Source organism: Streptomyces sp. CNP082, assembly GCF_059570535.1.
The window spans coordinates 102,267-121,243 of the sequence record NZ_JCANSZ010000020.1 but is presented as its reverse complement, the minus strand read 5'-3'; the positions used below and the strand labels follow the sequence as shown (position 1 = coordinate 121,243).

The window sequence follows — 18,977 nt, the reverse complement described above, 5'->3', positions numbered from 1 at the left end:
TATGACGAGCGGATCGGGAAGAAGTTCCTGCGCGCCGGGATCGGCTTCGGCGGCGGCTGCCTGCCCAAGGACATCCGCGCGTTCATGGCCCGCGCCGGCGAACTCGGCGTGGACCAGGCGCTGACGTTCCTGCGCGAGGTCGACTCGATCAACATGCGCCGCCGCGCCCACATGGTCGAACTCGCCCGCGAAGCCTGCGGGGAGACCTTCCTCGGCCGCCGGATCGCCGTCCTGGGCGCGACGTTCAAGCCCGACTCCGACGACGTACGCGACTCCCCCGCCCTCAACGTCGCCGGGCAGATCCACCTCCAGGGCGGCCAGGTCACCGTCTACGACCCCAAGGGGACGGCGAACGCCCGCCGCGTCTTCCCCACCCTGCGCTACGCCGAGTCGGCGGCGGACGCGCTGCGCGGCGCGGACGTCGTGCTGCATCTCACGGAGTGGCCGGAGTTCCGCGCCCTGGACGCCGGGCAGTTGGCGGCGGTCGTCTCGCGGCCGTATCTGATCGACGGCCGGAACACCCTCGACCCGGCGCCGTGGCGCGCCGCGGGCTGGACGTTCCGCGCCATGGGCCGCCCGGCGGCGTAGCGCGAAGCCCGCGTAGCCCGATGCCCGATGCCCGATGCCCGCGGTCCCCGAAGCGCGAGGGCACGTACGGCAGAGCCCCCCGTTCCGCCGGAAACGGGGGGCTGCGCCGTGCGGGGGACCCTCAGATGGAGACGCCGTTGTCGCGCAGGTACGCGACCGGGTCGATGTCCGAACCGTAGTCCGGGCCGGTGCGCACCTCGAAGTGGAGGTGCGGCCCGGTGGAGTTGCCGGTGGAGCCGGACAGGCCGATCTGGTCGCCGGCGCCCACGCTCTGGCCCACGCTCACCGAGGTGGACGACAGGTGGGCGTACTGGCTGTAGCGGCCGTCGTCGTGCTTGATCACGACGGCGATGCCGTACGCGCTGCCGTCGGCGCCGTTGCCGGCCTTGACGACGGTGCCGGAGGTGACGGCCTTGACCGGGGTGCCGGAGCCGGCGGAGAAGTCGACACCGGTGTGGTAACCGCTGGACCACGAGCCGCCGGCGGCCCGGTACGCGGTGGACACACCGGCGTCGACCGGAGCGGTGAACCCGCCCGCCGGAGCGGCCTCGGCCGCCGGCTCCTCGTCCTGCGCGGCGGACGGCTGGGCCGGCGTGGTCTCCGACTCCTCGAGGGTGACCTCTTCGCCGCCGTCGAACTCGTACTTCTGACCGGGGAAGATCAGGTCCGGGTCGCTGCCGATGACGTCCTTGTTGCCCTCGTAGATCGTCTGCCAGCCGCCCTTGATGCCGTGCTTGCGAGCAATATCCCAAAGGGTGTCGCCGGAGACGACGGTGTAGCTGCCGGCCTTCTCGTACTTCTTCTCCGGCGCCTGCTCCTGCTGCGGGGCGTCGGCCTGGGCGGCCTGCTCGGGCTCGCTCTCCTGCTGGGCCTCCTCGCCGCCGCCGGTGCTCAGGTCCGGGGCGGGGCCGCCCTGGGTGAGGCCGGCCTGGACGGAGCAGACCGGCCAGGCGCCGGGGCCCTGCGAGGCGAGGACCTTCTCGGCGATCTCGATCTGCTGCTCCTTGGTGGCCTGGTCGGCGCGCGGCGCGTACTGCGTACCGCCGTAGCCCTCCCAGGTGCTCTGCACGAACTGCAGGCCGCCGTAGAAGCCGTTACCGGTGTTGATGCTCCAGTCGCCGCCGCTCTCGCACTGGGCCACACGGTCCCAGGTGTCGACGGAGGCGGCCTGGGCGTGGCCGCCGGCGATGAGCGGAATGGCGACGCCGGCGCTGCCGGCGGTGATGATGAGCGCTCTGCTGCCCCGGGCTATCCGGCCCAGGCGACGGTGACGTCCGCGTGCGGACATGGCCATGCTCCTCTCCGACGCCTGCGAGGTGAGCTGTCGGGTTCGAGCTGGAGATGCCCGGCCATGCGGAAGCATGGCTTCACCCCAAGCCGTCCCGCGCTTGCGCACGGTGCGGCACTTACCTGGGTCCCCCGCTCCTGCCGTGAAGCTGAAGTGCCTGCCCGTCACCGCCGACAGGATTCGGCGTTACGGCGACGAGGTACCCGCATCGGTGGCGCGAGCACGGCGAGCACCGTAATCACACAGCCGAAAAAGGAACAAGCTGCGAACCGTTACCAAGGCCGTTCCCCACGTCACATCGGAACCAGTCCGACAATCGCCGCATCCTGCGCCGCTCCTCAAATCCCCCTCTCCGGTGGAGACTTGCCAATACCAGAGGAGTCGGACACATTGCCCCATCGCGTGAAAATTATGTGAGTGACTTATGTCACTCTGCTCACTCCGGGGTGCTGGCGGGACCGTCGAGCTGTTCGATCGTGGCGATCGACGGGCCGCGCCGCGCGGCCACTTCACGCGCCGCCGCCTCGGCGTCGCGCAACACCCGCACGGCGTTGCCCCATAGCAGCCTGGCCAGGTCCTTTTCCGACCAACGGCGGTGCAGCAGCTCGGCGACGAGGTGCGGATAACCGGCCACGTCGGCGAGGTCTTCGGGGGTGAACGGGGTGCCGTCGAAGTCGCCGCCGACACCGATATGTTCGATTCCTGCCACTTCGCGCATATGGTCCAGATGATCCGCTACGGTCGCGGCGGTCGCCTGCGGCTGCGGGTGCGCCTCCACGAACGCACGCCGTACGCGGACCGCTTCGTCGTCCACGCCGAACGGATCCAGGCCCTGGGCGTCCATGTGCGCGTCCACCTCCTCGGTCCACGCCTTGGCGGCCGGCAGGATGAACTTCGGCACGAACGTGGCCATCGCCACACCGCCGTTACCGGGGAGCATTTCCAGCACATCATCAGGAATGTTGCGCGGGTGGTCACACACGGCACGAGCGGATGAATGGGAGAAAACGACCGGCGCTTCGGTGACGCGCAGCGCGTGGCGCATGGTGGCGGGGGCCACGTGGGAGAGGTCGACGAGCATGCCGATCCGGTTCATCTCGCGCACCACCTCCTCGCCGAAGGCGGTGAGCCCGCCGTGCCGCGGCTCGTCGGTGGCGGAGTCGGCCCAGTCGGTGTTGTCGTTGTGCGTGAGCGTCATGTAGCGCACACCGAGGCGGCGCAGGGCGCGCAGGGTGGCGAGCGAGTTGGCGATGGAGTGCCCGCCCTCGGCCCCCATCAGCGACGCGATCCGCCCGTCGGCCCGCGCCGCCTCCACGTCATCGGCGGTCACGGCGAGCCGCAGCTCCCCGGGGTAGCGGTCGACGAGCTGCCGCACCACGTCGATCTGCTCCAGACACGCGCTGACGGCGGCGTCCCCGGCCAGCTCGGTGCCCACGTACACGGACCAGAACTGCGCCCCCACCCCGCCGGCCCGCAGCCGCGGGAGGTCGGTGTGGAGCCGGGCGCTCTGGTCCACGGCGATGTCGCGCTGGTCGATGTCGTACGTCACCTGCTCGCGCAAGGCCCAGGGAAGGTCGTTGTGCCCGTCGACGACGGGATGTGCCTGCAGCACCTCGCGCGCACGCGCGAGCAGTTCGCCGGTCTCGCCGGTCGGCGCCTCGGTCATGGGAAGCCCTTCGTCGTGCGCGGATACGTGACTGGATCACGGTATCCGCGCACGCTGTCAACCACACGGCCGGGCCCGGGCGATGCGCCAGGTCAGCCGTCGTGGGTGGTCCTGCTGCGGAGGCGGGCGCCCTTCTCCTGGGCCTGGGTGTTCAGGGCTTGCTGGAACGTCGTCATCCGCGCGCGCAGGTCCTCGTCGTGGGCGGCCAGGATGCGGGCCGCCAGGAGGCCCGCGTTGCGGGCGCCGGCTACGGAGACCGTGGCGACCGGGACGCCCGCGGGCATCTGGACGATGGACAGCAGGGAGTCCATGCCGTCGAGGTACTTCAGGGGGACCGGGACGCCGATGACCGGGAGGGGGGTGACGGAGGCGAGCATGCCCGGGAGGTGGGCGGCGCCGCCGGCGCCGGCGATGAGGGTGCGCAGGCCGCGGGCGGCGGCCTGCTCGCCGTAGGCGATCATCTCGCGCGGCATCCGGTGCGCGGAGACGACGTCGGCCTCGTAGGGGATCTCGAACTCGGCGAGGGCCTGCGCCGCCGCCTCCATGACCGGCCAGTCGGAGTCGGAGCCCATGACGATGCCGACCAGCGGGCTGCTCTCCGTGGTCCCCGCGCTCATACGGTGCTCATTCCGTGATCGTCCCCCGCAGGTAGTCGGCGGCGTGGCGGGCGCGTTCGCGCGCGTCGGCCAGGTCGTCGCCGTAGGTGTTGACGTGGCCGACCTTGCGGCCGGGCTTCACGTCCTTGCCGTACATGTGAATCTTCAGCCCCGGGTCCCGGGCCATGCAGTGCAGGTACGCCGGGTACATGTCGGGGAAGTCGCCGCCGAGGACGTTGGCCATCACCGTCCAGGGCGCGCGCGGGCGCGGGTCGCCCAGCGGCAGGTCGAGCACGGCGCGCACGTGGTTGGCGAACTGCGAGGTGACGGCGCCGTCCTGGGTCCAGTGGCCGGAGTTGTGCGGGCGCATGGCCAGCTCGTTGACGAGGATCCGGGGCTCGCCGTCGGGGCCGGCCGCCTCGAAGAGCTCCACCGCGAGGTGGCCCACGACGTCCAGTTCCTTCGCGATCCGCAGCGCGAGCTGCTGCGTGTGCACGGCGGCCTCGGGCGGCAGCCCGGGGGCCGGGGCGATGACCGTGTCGCAGACGCCGTCGACCTGGACGGACTCCACCACCGGGTACGCGACCGCCTGGCCGCTGGGCGAGCGGACGACGTTCGCGGCCAGCTCACGGCGGAAGTCGACCAGTTCCTCGGCCAGCACCGGCACGCCGGCGCGGAACGGCTCCGCGGCGTCCTCCTCCGTACGTGCGACCCACACGCCCTTGCCGTCGTACCCGCCGCGCACCGTCTTCAGCACGACCGGGAAGCCGCCCCCCTCGCGGGCGAAGGCCGCCACGTCCGCCGGGCCGGTGACGATCCGGTGCCGCGGGCAGGGGATGCCCAGCTCCGTCAGCCGGGCCCGCATCGCGCCCTTGTCCTGCGCGTAGACCAGCGCGTCCGGGCCGGGCCGGACCGCGACACCCTCGGCCTGCAGGACGCGCAGGTGCTCGGTCGGTACGTGTTCGTGGTCAAAGGTGATCACGTCGCAGCCGCGGGCGAACTCGCGCAGCGTGTCCAGGTCGCGGTGGTCGCCGACGACCGTGTCCCCCACCACCAGGGCCGCGGAGTCCGTGGCGGTGGTGGTGAGGAGCTTGAACCTGATGCCGAGGGGGATGCCTGCCTGGTGGGTCATCCGGGCGAGCTGTCCCCCGCCGATCATGCCGACTACCGGGAATGTCACGCCTCCCAGCGTATCGGCCCGGCGGGGCGGACCGGCTGGCCGGACCGGCTCCCTCCGTCGGCGGGCCCGGTTAGCATGAGGGCTCCGGTCCGCCGGACAACCGGCATGCCGGAGAAGACAGGGACCAGGGGAACGCAACCGACCATCGGAGTCTGACGATCTTGATGAGTGCACGGCACCCGGGGGTATCGCGGCTGCGGCGCCTGAGCCGCGAGGTGGCCGCGTTCGCGGCGGTCGGGGGCGTCGGCGTCCTGGTCAACCTCGCGGTCTTCAACCTCGTGCGGAACACCACGGAGCTGCCCGTGGTCCGCTGCAGCATGATCGCGACGGCCGTCGCGATCGTCTTCAACTACATAGGCTTCCGGTACTTCACCTACCGCGACCGGGACAAGACCCGGCCGCCGCGCGAGTTCACGCTGTTCCTGGTCTTCAGCACCGCCGGGCTCGTCATCGAGAACGGCGTGCTGTACGTGGCCACGTACGGGTTCGACTGGGACACCCCCCTGCAGAACAACATCTTCAAGTTCCTCGGCATCGGGGTCGCGTCGCTGTTCCGCTTCTGGTCGTACCGCAGCTGGGTGTTCCGTGCGGTGCCCGCGGCCCGGCCGCCCGTCGCCGAGACCGCCGAAGCCGGCGACGCGGGCGAGATAACCGCGGCCGCGGAGGTACGGATCCCGGGCAGCCGGCCGAAGCCGCGGGAGTCCAAGCAGGAGTCCAAGGCGCACGCGGAGTCCGAGGAGCCGGAAGGGCCGGAGGAACCCGAGGCGCAGGAGGAGGCGGTCGGAGCGCGGCGGTAGCGTCCGCGTTCCGTACGCGCCCCGCCCGCACCCCGTACGCGCCCGGCGCCGCTGCGGGCGTACGCCCCGTACGCCCCCCGCAGTGGCCGCACGCCCCTCAGGGCTCCTCGTGCTCCCGCGCGAGGAACAGCGCGAACGTCGTCGGCTTCCGCTGCACCAGCTCCAGCCGCCCCCCGTCCGCCTCCGCCAGGTCACGGGCGACCGCGAGCCCCAGCCCCGTCGAGTTGCGCCCGCTGACCGTGCGCTCGAAAACCCGCGAGCCGAGGTCCGCGGGCACGCCCGGGCCCTCATCCGTGACCTCCACCACCACCTGGTTGCCCGTGACCCGGGTGCGCAGCGCGACCTTCCCGGCGCCGTGCATCAGCGCGTTCTCGATCAGCGTCGCCAGCACCTGCGCCACCGCCCCCGGCGTGCCCACCGCGCGCAGGTCCTGCTTGCCGGAGCGGACGATCGCCCGCCCCTCGCCGCGGTACGCCGGCCGCCACTCCTCGATCTGCTGCTTGACGACCTCGTCCAGGTCGAAGCCCATCCCCGCGCCGGCCTGGGGGTCCCGGGACTTGGTCAGCAGCCGCTGCACCACGTCCGTCAGCCGCTCCACCTGGGTGAGCGCGACCGCCGCCTCCTCCTTGACCGTCGCCGGGTCGTCCGTGAGCGCGATCTCCTCCAGCCGCATGGACAGCGCGGTCAGCGGCGTACGGAGCTGGTGTGAGGCGTCCGCGGCCAGCCGCCGCTCGGCGGTGAGCATCCGCGCGATCCGCTCGGCGCTGGCGTCCAGCACGTCGGCGACGCGGTCCAGTTCGGGGACGCCGTAGCGGCGGTGGCGGGTGCGCTGGTCGCCGGAGCCGAGGCGCTCGGCGGTCTCGGCGAGGTCGGTGAGCGGGGCGGTGAGGCGGTTGGCCTGGCGTACGGCGAGCAGCACGGCGGCGCCGACGGCGAGCAGCGCCACGGCGAAGATGATCATCAGGGTCTGGCCGAGCTCGCTGTTGACCCGGTCGCGGGCCTCCATGACCGTGACCCGCTCGCCCCGGCTGCCCTCCTCGGTGACCTCGATGACCGACCCGTCCGGCCGCTCCCCCAGCCGCAGCACGTCCCCGTCCGGCAGCTCCACCTCCGCGTACCGCCCGTCGGTGACCTGCCCGGCGAGCGCCCGGCGGGTCACCCGGGTGTCGTCGGCGATCTTGCCTTCCACGACGCTGAACAGCCGCACGGCCTCGGACTGCACCCGGTCGTGGGCGGCGGCCTCGATGGTGCGGGTCTCGACGAGGACGAGCGAGACGCCGAAGACGGCGATGACGATGAGCACCACCGCCAGGGTGCTGTTGATGAGGCGTCTTCGCATGACTGCCGCGGGCCGGGGGCGGCCGGTCTAGCTCTTCTCGAAGCGGAAGCCCACGCCCCGGACCGTCGCGATGTAGCGGGGGTTCGCGGCGTCGTCGCCGAGCTTCTTGCGCAGCCAGGAGATGTGCATGTCGAGGGTCTTGGTCGACGACCACCAGGTGGTGTCCCACACCTCGCGCATCAACTGCTCGCGTGTGACCACCCGGCCCGCGTCGCGCACCAGCACCCGCAGCAGGTCGAACTCCTTCGCCGTGAGCTGCAGCTCCTCGTCGCCGAGCCAGGCGCGGTGCGAGTCGGTGTCGATGCGTACGCCGTGGGTGGCCGGCGGCTGCGCCTCGGTGGCGCCGCGGCGCAGCAGGGCGCGGACCCGGGCGAGCAGCTCGGCGAGGCGGAAGGGCTTGGTGACGTAGTCGTCGGCGCCCGCGTCGAGGCCGACGACGGTGTCCACCTCGTCCGCGCGGGCGGTGAGCACCAGCACCGGGAAGCCGTGCCCGTCGGCGCGCAGCCGCCGGCACACCTCCAGGCCGTCGATGCCCGGCAGACCCAGGTCGAGCACGAGGAGGTCGACGCCGCCGCGGAGCCCGGCACTGAGCGCCGTGGGACCGTCTTCTCGGACCTCCACCTCGTACCCCTCCCGGCGCAGCGCGCGGGCCAGCGGTTCCGAGATGGCCGCGTCGTCCTCGGCCAGCAGTACTCGGGTCATGGTGCGATGGTAGACCTCCTGTCACCGAGAGTGGGCCGGTGGCGTCCGGTTCTCTCACCTCCCGGTACGCACTAGAACGCCGCGGCGGCGCTCGTGCGCCGGTCCGCGCCGTCGCCGGTTCGCCGTGGCCCGTTCGCGGCCCGTGCCGTCGTCGCCGATCATGAGGTCACCGGGCCGGCGGGTCCGCGGAGAGGCGGGTGCGATGGCTGCGGTACAGGTCCGGTGGCGGCGGCGGCTCGTGGCCGTGGCGCTGGGGACCGCGGCGGCTCTCGTCGCGGGGGTGGTGCAGCCGGGCGGGACGGCGCCGGGGGAGCGTGCGGCGCAGCAGCACTCCGGCGCGGACGGGGCGCTGCGGCGCAGCGTCGGGGCGTACGGGGCGCATCCGCGGCAGCGGGTCACCGTCCACTGGCAGCCGCGCCGGGCGCCCCGCGGCGGGCTGGTCATCCTGCACGGCGGCTACTGGTCGTACGACACCGACTGGGGCGGCTGGGCGCGGGCCTTCGCCCGCCGCGGCTACGCGGTCTTCGACGCCGGCTACCGCCTGACCCCCGGTGTCCGGTGGCCGGCGCAGCGCGACGACGTGCTGGCGGCGCTGGGCTGGGTGCGGCGCAACGCCGCCGCGTACGCCGTGGATCCGGCGCGGGTCGCGGTGCTGGGCTCGTCGGCGGGCGGGCAGTTGGCCGTGGCCGCCGCCACGTACGGGGCGGGGCGTGCGCACGCCGCGGGGGTGGTGGCGCTGTCGCCGGTGGCGTCGCCGTACCGGGCCTGGCTGGACGGCGGGGCGCCGGGTGCGACGGCGGCGGGGCGGCGGCTGCGGGCGAGCGCGGAGCGGCTGGCGGGGTGCGTACCGGACGGCACGCCGGCGGTGTCGGCGGACCCGGTCTGCCGGCGGGCGTGGTGGTCGCTGGAGCCGCGGAGCGGGGCGTCCGGGCGGGACGACGCCCCGATGCTGCTGCTGCACTCGGCGGCCGACTTCGTGCCGGCGTACCACTCCGAGGCGGTGGCGGCGGCGGAGCGGGCGCACGGGATGCCGGCGGAGGACGCTCGGGTGCGGGTGGTGCCGGGCAGCGCGCACGGGATGCGGCTGCTGACCCGGCCGGGGGTGGTGGGGGAGATCCTGGGGTGGCTGCGGGGGCGGATCGGCTAGGCGTACGCGGTGGCAGACGGCGGTACGGACGACGGGCTGGCGAAAGACGGGCTGGCGAAAGACGGGCTACAGCGGCGCCGACAGCTCCGCCCACACCGTCTTGCCCGCCGCTCCCGGCTCCCGCTGCACGCCCCAGTCGAGGCAGAGCCGCTGCACGATGAACATCCCGTGCCCGCCCGGCCTGCTGGCCCGGTGCGGAGTGCGCGGCTCGGGTGTGCCCGTACCGGAGTCGCTGACCTCCAGCCGCAGCACCTTCCCCGCCGTACGCAGCCGCAGCTCGTCCGGGCCGCCGCCGTGCAGGCAGGCGTTCGTCACCAGCTCCGAGACGACGAGCAGGACGTCCTCCGCCGCCGCGCGCTGCTCCGCGTTCACCGCGGGCAGCCAGCCCCAGTCCTCCAGCGCGCGGCGGGCGAAGTCACGGGCGCGGGGCACCATGCCGCTGGCGCCGACGAGCCGCAGCCGGCGCACTTGTCCCGCGGGGCCGGGCTCGCGGCCGGGGCCGGGGCCGGGCTCGCGGCCGGGGGCGGGCTCGCCGGCGGACGCGGCGGCACCGCCGTCCGGGCACGCGGGCGCGGCGGCGCCGCTGCCGGCCTCGCCTTCCGGTGGCAGCGCCCCCGGCGGCAGCGACCTGAAGCTCATCGCCTCACGACCCCCCCTTCGCGCAACCGCACGCCCGTTCGCGCACCCGTCCGCGCATTCGTGCCCTTCCTGCCCGTAACAGAAGTTTCGCCTGGGCTTCTGCCCTACGAGATCGCGGAAACACCCCCGAGTTTCCCCGGGAAGCTGTGACGCGCATCACCTGCCGCACCGGCCCCACCCCGGATCCGGTGGTCAGCGGGTCACTCCACGAGCGCGGCTTCCAGGGTGTCGTGCAGGGAGAAGACCGCCTCGGCACCCGTGATCTCGAAGACTCTGGCCACCACCGGCTGCAGCCCCGCGAGGTGCACGGCACCCCCGTCGGCCTCGGCCTTGAGGCGGGCACCGAGGAGCACGTTCAGCCCGGTCGAGTCGCAGAACTCCAGGCGCGTGCAGTCGAGTACGAGCCGGCTGCGCCCGTCGGCGATACATCGCTCCAGGGGCTCCCGGAGCACCTCGGCCGTGTGGTAATCCAGTTCACCCGCAGGTGTGAGGACGGCGCTCCCGCCATGGACCCGCACGTCGACGTGCAGTCGGCCGCGGCCCGGGCTTCCGGCGGTTCCGGCGTCCATGCGCGCTTGTCTCCTGACCTTCGAGCTGTCGTGCGATGCAGCCCCGACCCTACGCCTTTGGTCACACGATCGACACCCGAACAGCCAACATAATAGGGCAAATATGGACACCTGATTCTTGCACCGGCGAGGAGAAGGGGGTAGGGCTAGAAGCACTTACGAGACGTGGCTTCGGGAGGCGCCGCAGACCACAGCGGACAGAGATGGCATCGGCAGCCGCATGCCGAGAACGATGGAGGACAAATGTCAACCCGGCTCGACGCCGCGGCCAGCACGCCGCCGGCACGACCCCACGCCGAGCACGGCGACGACCACACAGAGCACGACCGCGCGGCCGAGGGCACAGCCGAGGGCACAGCCGCCCGCGCCGAGCCCGGCGAGGACGCGGCGGCCCCGGTGAGCCCCGCGGACCCGGTCGGCGACGACACCGCGGCGGACCCGTTCACGGGGAGCATCGACGAGCTGGAGGGCATCGCCTTCGACGAGGTCGCCCCCGCGGACGCGCGGGCCATGTCGAAGACCCTCTTCGACCGGCTCGGCACCCTCGAAGAGGGCACCCACGAGTATTCGTACGTCCGTAACACCCTGATCGAACTCAACCTGGCGCTGGTGAAGTTCGCCGCCTCCCGGTTCCGCTCGCGCAGCGAGCCGATGGAGGACATCATCCAGGTCGGCACGATAGGGCTCATCAAGGCGATCGACCGCTTCGAGCCCGCCCGCGGCGTGGAGTTCCCCACCTTCGCGATGCCGACGATCATCGGCGAGATCAAGCGCTTCTTCCGCGACACCTCCTGGTCCGTACGCGTCCCGCGGCGGCTGCAGGAGCTGCGCCTGGACCTGGCGAAGGCGGGCGACGAGCTGGCGCAGCAGCTCGACCGCTCCCCCACGGTCGACGAGCTGGCCGAGCGGCTGGACATCGGCCGGGACGAGGTCATCGAGGGCATGGCCGCCTCGAACGCCTACACCGCCAGCTCGCTGGACGCGCAGCCCGAGGAGGACGACTCCGAGAGCGCCCTGTCCGACCGCATCGGCTACGAGGACCACGGTCTGGAGGGCATCGAGTACGTCGAGTCCCTCAAGCCGCTGATAGCGGAGCTGACGCCGCGCGACCGGAAGATCCTCTCGCTGCGCTTCGTGGCCAACATGACCCAGTCGGAGATCGGCGAGGAGCTGGGCATCTCGCAGATGCACGTCTCGCGGCTGCTGTCGCGGACGCTGGTGCGGCTGCGCAAGGGGCTGATGGTCGAGGAGTAGGCCGCGGACGGCCTGCCCGCCTGCCACCTCGCCGCCTCCCCGGGTTTCCGGGGAGGCGGTGCCATGATCGCCCCATGGCCTCCACCCGGCGGAGGGCCGGCGGCCCGGCCCCGGCGCTCGCCCTGCTCGCGGTCCTGGCCCTGACGCTGACGTGGCCGAGCGCGTGCGCGCTGCCGGACGGGGGCGGGAGCCCCGAGCCGCCTGACGCCGGCACCGCGTCGTACGAACCGGACCCCCGCGGCGACGAGTGGACCCCCTGCCCCCTGACGGGCATGGAGCAGCGCGAGTGCCGCGGCGTCACCGTGCCCGTGGGCGGCGGCAGCCACGAGACCCTCCGCCTCGCCCTCTCCCGCCTGCCCGCGCGCGACCCCGGCCGCCGCATCGGCGCGCTCGTCCTCGCCCCTGGCGGGCCCGGCCTCTCGGGCCTCCAGGAGGCGGTGTCCGCCGCCGTCGACTACCCCCGCGCGCTGCGCGACCGCTTCGACATCGTCGGCTACGACCGCCGCGGCACCGGCCGCAGCCACCGCGTCGACTGCGGCGAGCCCCGCGGCCCGCTGGACCGCCTCGGCACCGCGCGCAGCCTCCGGCTCGTCCGGGACGCCACCGCCGTCGACGCCGCCGCCCGCGACTACGTCGAGAGCTGCCGCATCTCCTACGGCCCGCTGCTCGCCCGCCTCGGCTCCCGCGCCGCCGCGACTGACCTGGAGCGGGTCCGCCGGGCGCTGGGCGAGGAGCGGATCAGCCTGCTGGTGCACTCGTACGCCACGGTGGCCGGCCAGGTCTACGTCACCCGCCACCCCGAGCGGGTGCGCGCGGCGGTCTTCGACGGGGTCGTCGACCCGGACCGGCCGGGCACGTCCTATGTACTGAGGACGCTGCACACCCGCCAGGAGCTGGACGACGAGCAGGTGCCGGAGCCGGCGGCCAGGAACGTACCGCGGCAGGTGCCGACGGACGTGCGGGCGGCGTTCGACGAGCTGGACCCGGGGCCGCCGCCGCTCGCCCTCTTCCTGGGGGTCCACTGCACGGACTTCCGGTGGCCGGGGAACCTGCGGGCGCTGCTGCGGGAGCTGGACGGCGCGGACGAGGCGCGGTGGCGTACGCGGACGGTGGCGCGCGACTACGCGCCCTGCGTCCACTGGCCGGGGCGCGGGCAGCCGCTGGGCGCGGTCCGGCCGTCGGACATCGACGGGGACTACGGCGCGGCCGACGGGGCGGATCTGCTGCTGATCAACAGCGAGCACGACATCCGCACCCCGGCGGCGGGCGCGGAGCGGGTGGCGATGCGGTTCCGGGCACCGCTGCTGACGGTCCCGGGCCGGCGGCACGGGCTGGTGGGCTTCGGCAACGAGTGCGCGGAGCGCGCGGCGGTGGACCACCTGACGGCGCGCCCCGTGGCGGACCCGGACGCCGGCATCAGTTGCTGACCCGCACGCGGGCGCGCGTCGTCTCTCCTCAGTTGCCGACCGGCGCGCTCGCGCCCCTCGTCGCTCCTCAGTTGCTGCCCGCCGCGCTCGCGCCCGGCGTCGCTCCTCAGTTGCCGACCCGCCCCGTCCCCCGCGGCACCCGCTCCCCCCGCCGCCACACCTGAGCCAGCAGCGGCACCCCCGGCCGGTACGCCAGGTGCACGTGGCTCGGCGCGTCCAGCAGCGCCGCGTCCGCCCGCGCGCCGGGCGTGAGGCGGCCCACGTCCGTGCGGCGCAGCGCCGCCGCGCCGCCCGCCGTCGCGGACCACACCGCCTCGTCCGGCGTCATGCCCATCTCCCGTACCGCGACCGCCACGCAGAACGGCATGGAGCTGGTGAACGACGAGCCCGGGTTGCAGTCCGTCGACAGCGCCACCGTCGCGCCCGCGTCCAGCACCCGCCGCACGTCCGGGTAGACCGCCCGGGTCGAGAACTCGCAGCCCGGCAGGAACGTCGCCACCGTCACCCCCGACGCCAGCGCCGCCAGGTCCGCGTCGGTCAGATGCGTCAGGTGGTCCGCGGAGGCCGCCTCCAGCTCGACGGCGAGCTGCACCCCGGGCCCGTACGACAGTTGATTGGCGTGCACCCGCGGGGTCAGGCCCCGCGCCTTGCCGGCGGCGAGGATCGCCCGCGCCTGGTCGCCGTCGAACGCGCCCTGCTCGCAGAAGACGTCGATCCAGCGGGCGTACGGCGCGCAGGCGTCCAGCATCTCGCCGGTGACCAGGTCGACGTACGCGCCCGGATCGTCCCCGTACTCCGGCGGGACGACGTGGGCGCCGAGGTACGTGACCTCCTCCACCCCCTCGACCTCCTGGGCCGCGACCCGCAGCCCCCGCGCCTCGTCCGCCACCGTCAGGCCGTAGCCGGACTTGGTCTCCAGCGTCGTCGTGCCCTGGCGGAGCGTCTCCCGGACGAAGTGCGCGAGGTTCGCGGCCAGTTCCTCGTCGGTGGCGGCGCGGGTGGCGGCGACCGTGGTGCGGATGCCGCCCGCGGTGTAGGGACGTCCCGACATCCGGGCGGCGAACTCGCGGGTGCGGTCGCCGGCGAAGACGAGGTGGGAGTGCGAGTCGACGAAGCCCGGGAGCAGCGCCCGGCCCGCCGCGTCGTACGCCGTGTCCGCGGCCGGCGCCGCGTCAGCCGCGCCGACCCATGCGACCCGGTCGCCGTCGAAGACGACGGCCGCGTCCTCCAGCAGCCCGAGCGGTCCTTCTCCGAGCGCCGGGTCGTTGGTGACGAGGCTGCCGATGTTGGTGATGGCTGCGGCGGTCATGCTCCTGCCCTCGGTCGATGGGATCCGGAATCGGGTACGGGTCAGCCGCGCAGCGCCCCGATCGCCGCCGCCAGCGCCCCCGGTACGTCCTCCACGCGCGCGTGCACCCCGTCCCGTACGACGTGCCGGCCCCCCACCACCGTGTGCCGCACGTCCGCCGCCGTCGCCGCGAACACCGCCGTCTCCGCGCCGAGCCGCGGCATCGCGCCCGCCGTGCGCACGCTGTCCAGCGCCACGGTGGTGAAGTCCGCGAGCCCGCCCGGCTCCAGGCGGCCCTGCACCCCCCAGCCGAGGGCGGCGTAGCCGCCCTCGGTGGCGGCGCGCAGCAGGTGGTGGGCGGTCCAGTGGCCGCGGCGGCGGGTGCGCAGCCGCTCGTTCAGCTCCAGCGCCCGCGCCTCCTGAAGGAGATCGATCACGGCGTGGCTGTCGCTGCCCAGCGACAGCACGCTGCCCGCCCGCTCCACGGCCGCGGCCGGGCCGATGCCGTCCGCGAGGTCCCGTTCCGTGGTGGGGCACATGCACACGCCGGTGCCGCTGCCGCCGAGGAGGGTGAGGTCGCCGTCGGTCAGGTGGGTGGCGTGCACGGCGGTGGTGCGCGGGCCGAGGACGCCGTGGTCGGCGAGGAGGCGGGCGGGGGTGACGCCGTGGGCGGCGGCGCACGCCTCGTTCTCGGCGGGCTGCTCGGAGAGGTGGACGTGGAGGGGGGCGCGGCGGTCGGCGGCCCAGCGGGCGACGGTGGCCAACTGGCCGGCGGGGACGGCGCGCACGGAGTGCACGGCGGCACCGATGCGGGTGGTTTCGTCGGCAGGAGAAGCAGAAGCGGCGGCGGGGCCAAGGGCGGTGGCGCGTTCCGCCCACGCCTCCGCGTCCCCGTCGCTGAAGCGGAGCTGCTGCCGGCCCGGCGGCTCGCCGAACCCCCCGGCCAGGTACGCGGTGTCGAGCAGGGTCAGCCGGATCCCGGCTGCCGCGGCGGCGGCGATCAGCGCGCGGCCCATGGCGTTGGGGTCGTCGTAGCGGGCGCCGCCGGGCGCGTGGTGGACGTAGTGGAATTCGCCGGCGCAGGTGATCCCGGCGAGCGCCATCTCGGCGTAGACGGCGCGGGCGAGGTCGTAGTACGTGTCGGGGGTGAGCCGGTCGGCGACGGTGTACATCACCTCGCGCCAGGTCCAGAACGTGCCGGAGCCGACCTGGACGGTGCCGCGCAGGGCGCGGTGGAAGGCGTGGCTGTGGGCGTTCGCGAGGCCGGGCAGGGTGAGGCCGCGCAGCACGGTGGCGCCGGGCGGCGGCGCGGGGACGCCGGTCCGTACCGCGGCGAGCAGCCCGCCGGACGCCGCCGGCTCCAGGACGACGCCGGAGTCGACGACGCCGCCGACCCACGCCTGCTCCGCCCAGTACGTCGTCACGCGGCCCCTTCCGCCCGTAGCGCAGTGTCCCGGTCGCCGTCCCCGCCGTCACCGTCGCCGTCGTCGCCGGCCAGGTCAGCCAGCACGTCCGCCAGCGCCCGTACGCCCGCCGCGCAGTCGTCCTCGGCCGCCGACTCGGCCGGCGCGTGCGAGACGCCCGTCGGATTCCGTACGTACAGCATGGCCGCCGGCACCGTCCCGGACAGGATCCCGGCGTCGTGTCCCGCCCCCGTGGGGAGCAGCGGCGCGCCGCCGAGACGCGTCGCGAGGCGGTCGCGCAGGGCGTGGTCGAAGTCGACGACGGGCGTCAGCGACTCGCGGGTGACCTCCAGCGCGGTGCCGTCGCGGCCCGCGCGCTCGCGGGCGGCCTGCTCGACGGCGGCGACGAGGGTGTGCAGGGTCTCCTCGTCGGCGGCGCGGGAGTCGAGCCAGCCGCGCACGAGCGCGGGGATGGCGTTGACGCCGTTGGGTTCGACGGCGACCTTGCCGAAGGTGGCGCGGGCGCCCGCCTGCACGGCCTTCTTGCGGGCGGAGAGCACGGTGTGGGCGTAGGTCAGCATCGGGTCGTGGCGGTCCTCCATGCGGGTCGTGCCCGCGTGGTTGGCCTCGCCGCGGAAGTCGAACCGCCAGCGGCCGTGCGGCCAGATCGCCGACGCCACGCCCACGGCGTGGTCCGTGCCGGCGAGCGCCACGCCCTGCTCGACATGCAGCTCGACGAAGGCGCCGATGCGCGCCAGCCGCTCGGGGTCGGGGCCGAGGGCGGCGGGGTCGTGTCCGGCGCGCTCCATCGCCTGCGGCAGGGTGACGCCGTCGGCGTCGCGCAGCTCGTGGGCGGCGGTGGTCAGTTGCCCGGCGGTGAGCCGGGAGCCGACGCAGGCCAGGCCGAAGCGGGCGCCCTCCTCGTCGCCGAAGTTGACGACGCCGAGGGGGCGGGCGGGGCGGGTGCCGCGGGCGCGCAGCTCGTCGAGGGCGGCGAACGCGGAGACGACGCCGAGGGGGCCGTCGAAGGCGCCGCCGTCGGGTACGGAGTCGAGGTGGGAGCCGGTGACGACGGCGCCGCCGGCGGCCGGGTCGCCGAGCCAGGCCCACTGGTTGCCGTTGCGGTCGGTCTCGTACGCGAGCCCGCGCGCCGCCGCCTGCGCGTGGAACCAGGCCCGGCAGTCGGCGTCGGCGGCCGTCCACGCGAACCGGCGGTAGCCGCCGGAGGGCGCGTACCGCCCGAGGGGCAGCAGCTCGCGCCACATCTCCTGGAACGAGGACGGGCTCACGAAGCGGGGTCGCCTTCCCGCATCGGTACGCGCACGTCCCGCGCCGCGGCGATCTCCTCGGCCCGCTCGTAGCCCGCGTCCACGTGCCGGATGACGCCCATGCCCGGGTCGTTGGTCAGCACCCGGCGGATCTTCTCGCCCGCCAGCGCCGTGCCGTCGGCGACGGTGACCTGGCCGGCGTGGAGCGAGCGGCCCATGCCGACGCCGCCGCCGTGGTGGAGGGAGACCCAGGAGGCGCCGGAGGCGACGTTGACCATGGCGTTGAGCAGCGGCCAGTCCGCGATCGCGTCGGAGCCGTCGCGCATGCCCTCGGTCTCGCGGTACGGGGACGCCACCGAGCCGCAGTCGAGGTGGTCGCGGCCGATGACCAGCGGCGCGGCCAGCTCGCCGCCGGCGACCATGTCGTTGAACCGCTCGCCGGCCCGGTCGCGCTCGCCGTAGCCGAGCCAGCAGATGCGGGCGGGCAGGCCCTGGAAGCGGACACGCTCGCCGGCCAGCCGGATCCAGCGGGCCAGCGACTCGTTCTCGGGGAAGAGGTCGAGGATGGCGCGGTCGGTGGCGGCGATGTCCTTCGGGTCGCCGGACAGGGCGGCCCAGCGGAAGGGGCCCTTGCCCTCGCAGAACAGGGGGCGGATGTAGGCGGGGACGAAGCCGGGGAAGTCGAAGGCGCGGGCGTAGCCGGCGAGCCTGGCCTCGCCTCGGATGGAGTTGCCGTAGTCGAAGACCTCGGCGCCGGCGTCCTGGAAGCCGACCATGGCCTCGACGTGCCGGGCCATCGACTCGCGGGCGCGGGCGGTGAAGTCGGCGGGCTTCTCGGCGGCGTACGCGGCCATGTCGGCGAACTCGACGCCGAGGGGGAGGTACGCGAGCGGGTCGTGGGCGGAGGTCTGGTCGGTGACGATGTCGATGGGCGCGCCCTCCGCGAGCAGTTGCGGCACCAGCTCGGCGGCGTTGCCGAGGACGCCGACGGACAGCGGGCGGCGGGCGTCGCGGGCCTCGGTGGCCAGGCGCAGGGCGTCGTCGAGGCTGTCGGCCTTGGCGTCGAGGTAGCCGTGCGCCAGGCGGCGCTCGATGCGGGAGGGGTCGCACTCGATGCACAGGGCGACGCCGCCGTTCATGGTGACGGCGAGCGGCTGGGCGCCGCCCATGCCGCCGAGTCCCGCGGTGAGGGTGATCGTCCCGGCGAGGGTGCCGCCGCTGTGCTTGTTTTCACGACTGAGTTTGGCGGCGACGGCGGCGAAGGTCTCGTACGTGCCCTGGAGGATGCCCTGCGTGCCGATGTAGATCCACGAACCGGCCGTCATCTGGCCGTACATGGTCAGGCCCAGCGCCTCCAGCCGGCGGAACTCCTCCCAGGTGGCCCAGTCGCCGACGAGGTTGCTGTTGGCGATGAGGACGCGGGGAGCCCACTCGTGGGTCTGCATGACGCCGACGGGGCGGCCGGACTGGACGAGCATCGTCTCGTCCGGGCCGAGGGTCGTGAGCGTACGCACCATGGCGTCGAAGGAGTCCCAGTCGCGGGCGGCCTTGCCGGTGCCGCCGTAGACGACGAGCTTGTCGGGGTGCTCGGCGACCTCGGGGTCGAGGTTGTTCTGCAGCATCCGCAGGGCGGCTTCCTGCTGCCACCCGCGGGCGCTGGGCCGGGTGCCGCGCGGGGCCCGCACGGGCCGGGGTCCTGCCATGCCTGCCTCCAGACTCGCCGTGCTGAATGACGGCGCTGAATGAATCAAAACACATCCTGACGCCGCTGAATTAGGCTAGTCAAGGCCGCCTCGCGTCCGACAGTTGGACGCCGTACGACAGTA

The 18,977-nt window shown here is 74.0% G+C and carries 17 protein-coding genes and 1 riboswitch; of the genes, 5 read left to right on the top strand and 12 right to left on the bottom strand.

Annotated features, from left to right (window positions below; translation table 11 throughout):
- The coding region (locus tag B124_RS18155; protein WP_496503909.1) for a UDP binding domain-containing protein at positions 1-588 on the top strand (588 nt) is incomplete at its 5' end.
- Positions 589-709: 121 nt separating this feature from the next.
- On the opposite strand, the gene B124_RS18150 is transcribed toward B124_RS18155, so the two are convergent.
- The 4 genes from B124_RS18150 to B124_RS18135 all read right to left on the bottom strand — a co-directional run bounded on the left by B124_RS18150 (position 710) and on the right by B124_RS18135 (position 5,318).
- The gene (locus tag B124_RS18150) at positions 710-1,876 is read right to left on the bottom strand and encodes a transglycosylase family protein (protein ID WP_496503908.1); all 1,167 of its coding nucleotides are present in this window, start codon (positions 1,874-1,876) and stop codon (positions 710-712) included.
- A gap of 3 nt (positions 1,877-1,879) precedes the next feature.
- Positions 1,880-2,072: riboswitch (cyclic di-AMP (ydaO/yuaA leader) on the bottom strand.
- Between the two features lie 240 nt (positions 2,073-2,312).
- Complete coding sequence (locus B124_RS18145; RefSeq protein WP_496503907.1) at positions 2,313-3,542, bottom strand: dipeptidase; 1,230 nt, start codon at positions 3,540-3,542, stop codon at positions 2,313-2,315.
- A 92-nt stretch (positions 3,543-3,634) separates the two neighbouring features.
- On the bottom strand, positions 3,635-4,159 hold the full coding sequence (purE, locus tag B124_RS18140) for a 5-(carboxyamino)imidazole ribonucleotide mutase (protein WP_496503906.1): 525 nt from the start codon (positions 4,157-4,159) through the stop codon (positions 3,635-3,637).
- Between the two features lie 7 nt (positions 4,160-4,166).
- Positions 4,167-5,318, bottom strand: coding sequence for a 5-(carboxyamino)imidazole ribonucleotide synthase (locus tag B124_RS18135; RefSeq protein ID WP_496503905.1), 1,152 nt, complete (start codon positions 5,316-5,318; stop codon positions 4,167-4,169).
- Between the two features lie 164 nt (positions 5,319-5,482).
- Here B124_RS18135 and B124_RS18130 point away from each other — a divergent pair, with 164 nt between their 5' ends.
- Positions 5,483-6,115: a GtrA family protein gene (locus tag B124_RS18130; protein WP_496503904.1), complete on the top strand. Its 633-nt coding sequence runs from the start codon at positions 5,483-5,485 to the stop codon at positions 6,113-6,115.
- Positions 6,116-6,212: 97 nt separating this feature from the next.
- On the opposite strand, the gene B124_RS18125 is transcribed toward B124_RS18130, so the two are convergent.
- Together B124_RS18125 and B124_RS18120 are read right to left on the bottom strand one after the other, a co-directional pair.
- Positions 6,213-7,454: a sensor histidine kinase gene (locus tag B124_RS18125; RefSeq protein WP_496503903.1), complete on the bottom strand. Its 1,242-nt coding sequence runs from the start codon at positions 7,452-7,454 to the stop codon at positions 6,213-6,215.
- Positions 7,455-7,481: 27 nt separating this feature from the next.
- On the bottom strand, positions 7,482-8,156 hold the full coding sequence (locus B124_RS18120) for a response regulator transcription factor (protein WP_496503902.1): 675 nt from the start codon (positions 8,154-8,156) through the stop codon (positions 7,482-7,484).
- Between the two features lie 202 nt (positions 8,157-8,358).
- Here B124_RS18120 and B124_RS18115 point away from each other — a divergent pair, with 202 nt between their 5' ends.
- Positions 8,359-9,303 (top strand): alpha/beta hydrolase, encoded by a 945-nt coding sequence (locus B124_RS18115; protein WP_496503901.1) that lies wholly within the window; start codon positions 8,359-8,361, stop codon positions 9,301-9,303.
- 66 nt (positions 9,304-9,369) lie between these two features.
- Here the strand turns inward: B124_RS18115 and B124_RS18110 are convergent, their stop codons facing one another.
- The gene (locus tag B124_RS18110) at positions 9,370-9,942 is read right to left on the bottom strand and encodes an ATP-binding protein (RefSeq protein ID WP_496503900.1); all 573 of its coding nucleotides are present in this window, start codon (positions 9,940-9,942) and stop codon (positions 9,370-9,372) included.
- A 200-nt stretch (positions 9,943-10,142) separates the two neighbouring features.
- Positions 10,143-10,511: an STAS domain-containing protein gene (locus B124_RS18105; protein ID WP_496503899.1), complete on the bottom strand. Its 369-nt coding sequence runs from the start codon at positions 10,509-10,511 to the stop codon at positions 10,143-10,145.
- A gap of 243 nt (positions 10,512-10,754) precedes the next feature.
- Between B124_RS18105 and B124_RS18100 the strand changes: the two genes are divergently transcribed.
- Positions 10,755-11,765, top strand: a complete 1,011-nt coding sequence (locus B124_RS18100) for an RNA polymerase sigma factor SigF (RefSeq protein WP_496503898.1) — start codon at positions 10,755-10,757, stop codon at positions 11,763-11,765.
- 74 nt (positions 11,766-11,839) lie between these two features.
- Positions 11,840-13,192, top strand: a complete 1,353-nt coding sequence (locus B124_RS18095) for an alpha/beta fold hydrolase (RefSeq protein ID WP_496503897.1) — start codon at positions 11,840-11,842, stop codon at positions 13,190-13,192.
- A gap of 106 nt (positions 13,193-13,298) precedes the next feature.
- Here B124_RS18095 and hutI read toward each other — a convergent pair whose 3' ends face one another.
- From hutI to hutU, 4 genes are read right to left on the bottom strand one after another with little or no spacing between them, the layout of a single operon-like run.
- Positions 13,299-14,501: an imidazolonepropionase gene (gene hutI / locus B124_RS18090; RefSeq protein WP_496503896.1), complete on the bottom strand. Its 1,203-nt coding sequence runs from the start codon at positions 14,499-14,501 to the stop codon at positions 13,299-13,301.
- A 41-nt stretch (positions 14,502-14,542) separates the two neighbouring features.
- Positions 14,543-15,904, bottom strand: a complete 1,362-nt coding sequence (locus tag B124_RS18085) for a formimidoylglutamate deiminase (RefSeq protein ID WP_496503895.1) — start codon at positions 15,902-15,904, stop codon at positions 14,543-14,545.
- Positions 15,901-17,172 carry an allantoate amidohydrolase gene (locus B124_RS18080; RefSeq protein WP_496503894.1) on the bottom strand — a complete coding sequence of 424 codons (1,272 nt, stop codon included), beginning with the start codon at positions 17,170-17,172 and terminating at the stop codon, positions 15,901-15,903. The genes B124_RS18085 and B124_RS18080 overlap by 4 nt, the downstream gene beginning before the upstream one ends.
- Entirely contained in the window at positions 17,169-18,854 is a 1,686-nt protein-coding gene (gene hutU / locus B124_RS18075; protein WP_496503893.1) for a urocanate hydratase, read from the bottom strand. Before hutU ends, B124_RS18080 begins: the two co-directional genes overlap by 4 nt.
- Positions 18,855-18,977 lie beyond the last annotated feature (123 nt).

What these genes read in the sequence shown, in the direction of transcription:
- B124_RS18145 (WP_496503907.1), bottom strand. Translation starts at nt 3,542, where the DNA reads ATGACCGAGGCGCCGACCGGCGAGACCGGCGAACTGCTCGCGCGTGCG.
- B124_RS18120 (WP_496503902.1), bottom strand. Translation starts at nt 8,156, where the DNA reads ATGACCCGAGTACTGCTGGCCGAGGACGACGCGGCCATCTCGGAACCG.
- B124_RS18115 (WP_496503901.1), top strand. Translation starts at nt 8,359, where the DNA reads ATGGCTGCGGTACAGGTCCGGTGGCGGCGGCGGCTCGTGGCCGTGGCG.
- hutI (WP_496503896.1), bottom strand. Translation starts at nt 14,501, where the DNA reads ATGACCGCCGCAGCCATCACCAACATCGGCAGCCTCGTCACCAACGAC.
- B124_RS18105 (WP_496503899.1), bottom strand. Translation starts at nt 10,511, where the DNA reads ATGGACGCCGGAACCGCCGGAAGCCCGGGCCGCGGCCGACTGCACGTC.
- B124_RS18125 (WP_496503903.1), bottom strand. Translation starts at nt 7,454, where the DNA reads ATGCGAAGACGCCTCATCAACAGCACCCTGGCGGTGGTGCTCATCGTC.
- B124_RS18100 (WP_496503898.1), top strand. Translation starts at nt 10,755, where the DNA reads ATGTCAACCCGGCTCGACGCCGCGGCCAGCACGCCGCCGGCACGACCC.
- B124_RS18150 (WP_496503908.1), bottom strand. Translation starts at nt 1,876, where the DNA reads ATGTCCGCACGCGGACGTCACCGTCGCCTGGGCCGGATAGCCCGGGGC.
- B124_RS18130 (WP_496503904.1), top strand. Translation starts at nt 5,483, where the DNA reads ATGAGTGCACGGCACCCGGGGGTATCGCGGCTGCGGCGCCTGAGCCGC.
- B124_RS18110 (WP_496503900.1), bottom strand. Translation starts at nt 9,942, where the DNA reads ATGAGCTTCAGGTCGCTGCCGCCGGGGGCGCTGCCACCGGAAGGCGAG.
- B124_RS18095 (WP_496503897.1), top strand. Translation starts at nt 11,840, where the DNA reads ATGGCCTCCACCCGGCGGAGGGCCGGCGGCCCGGCCCCGGCGCTCGCC.
- purE (WP_496503906.1), bottom strand. Translation starts at nt 4,159, where the DNA reads ATGAGCGCGGGGACCACGGAGAGCAGCCCGCTGGTCGGCATCGTCATG.
- hutU (WP_496503893.1), bottom strand. Translation starts at nt 18,854, where the DNA reads ATGGCAGGACCCCGGCCCGTGCGGGCCCCGCGCGGCACCCGGCCCAGC.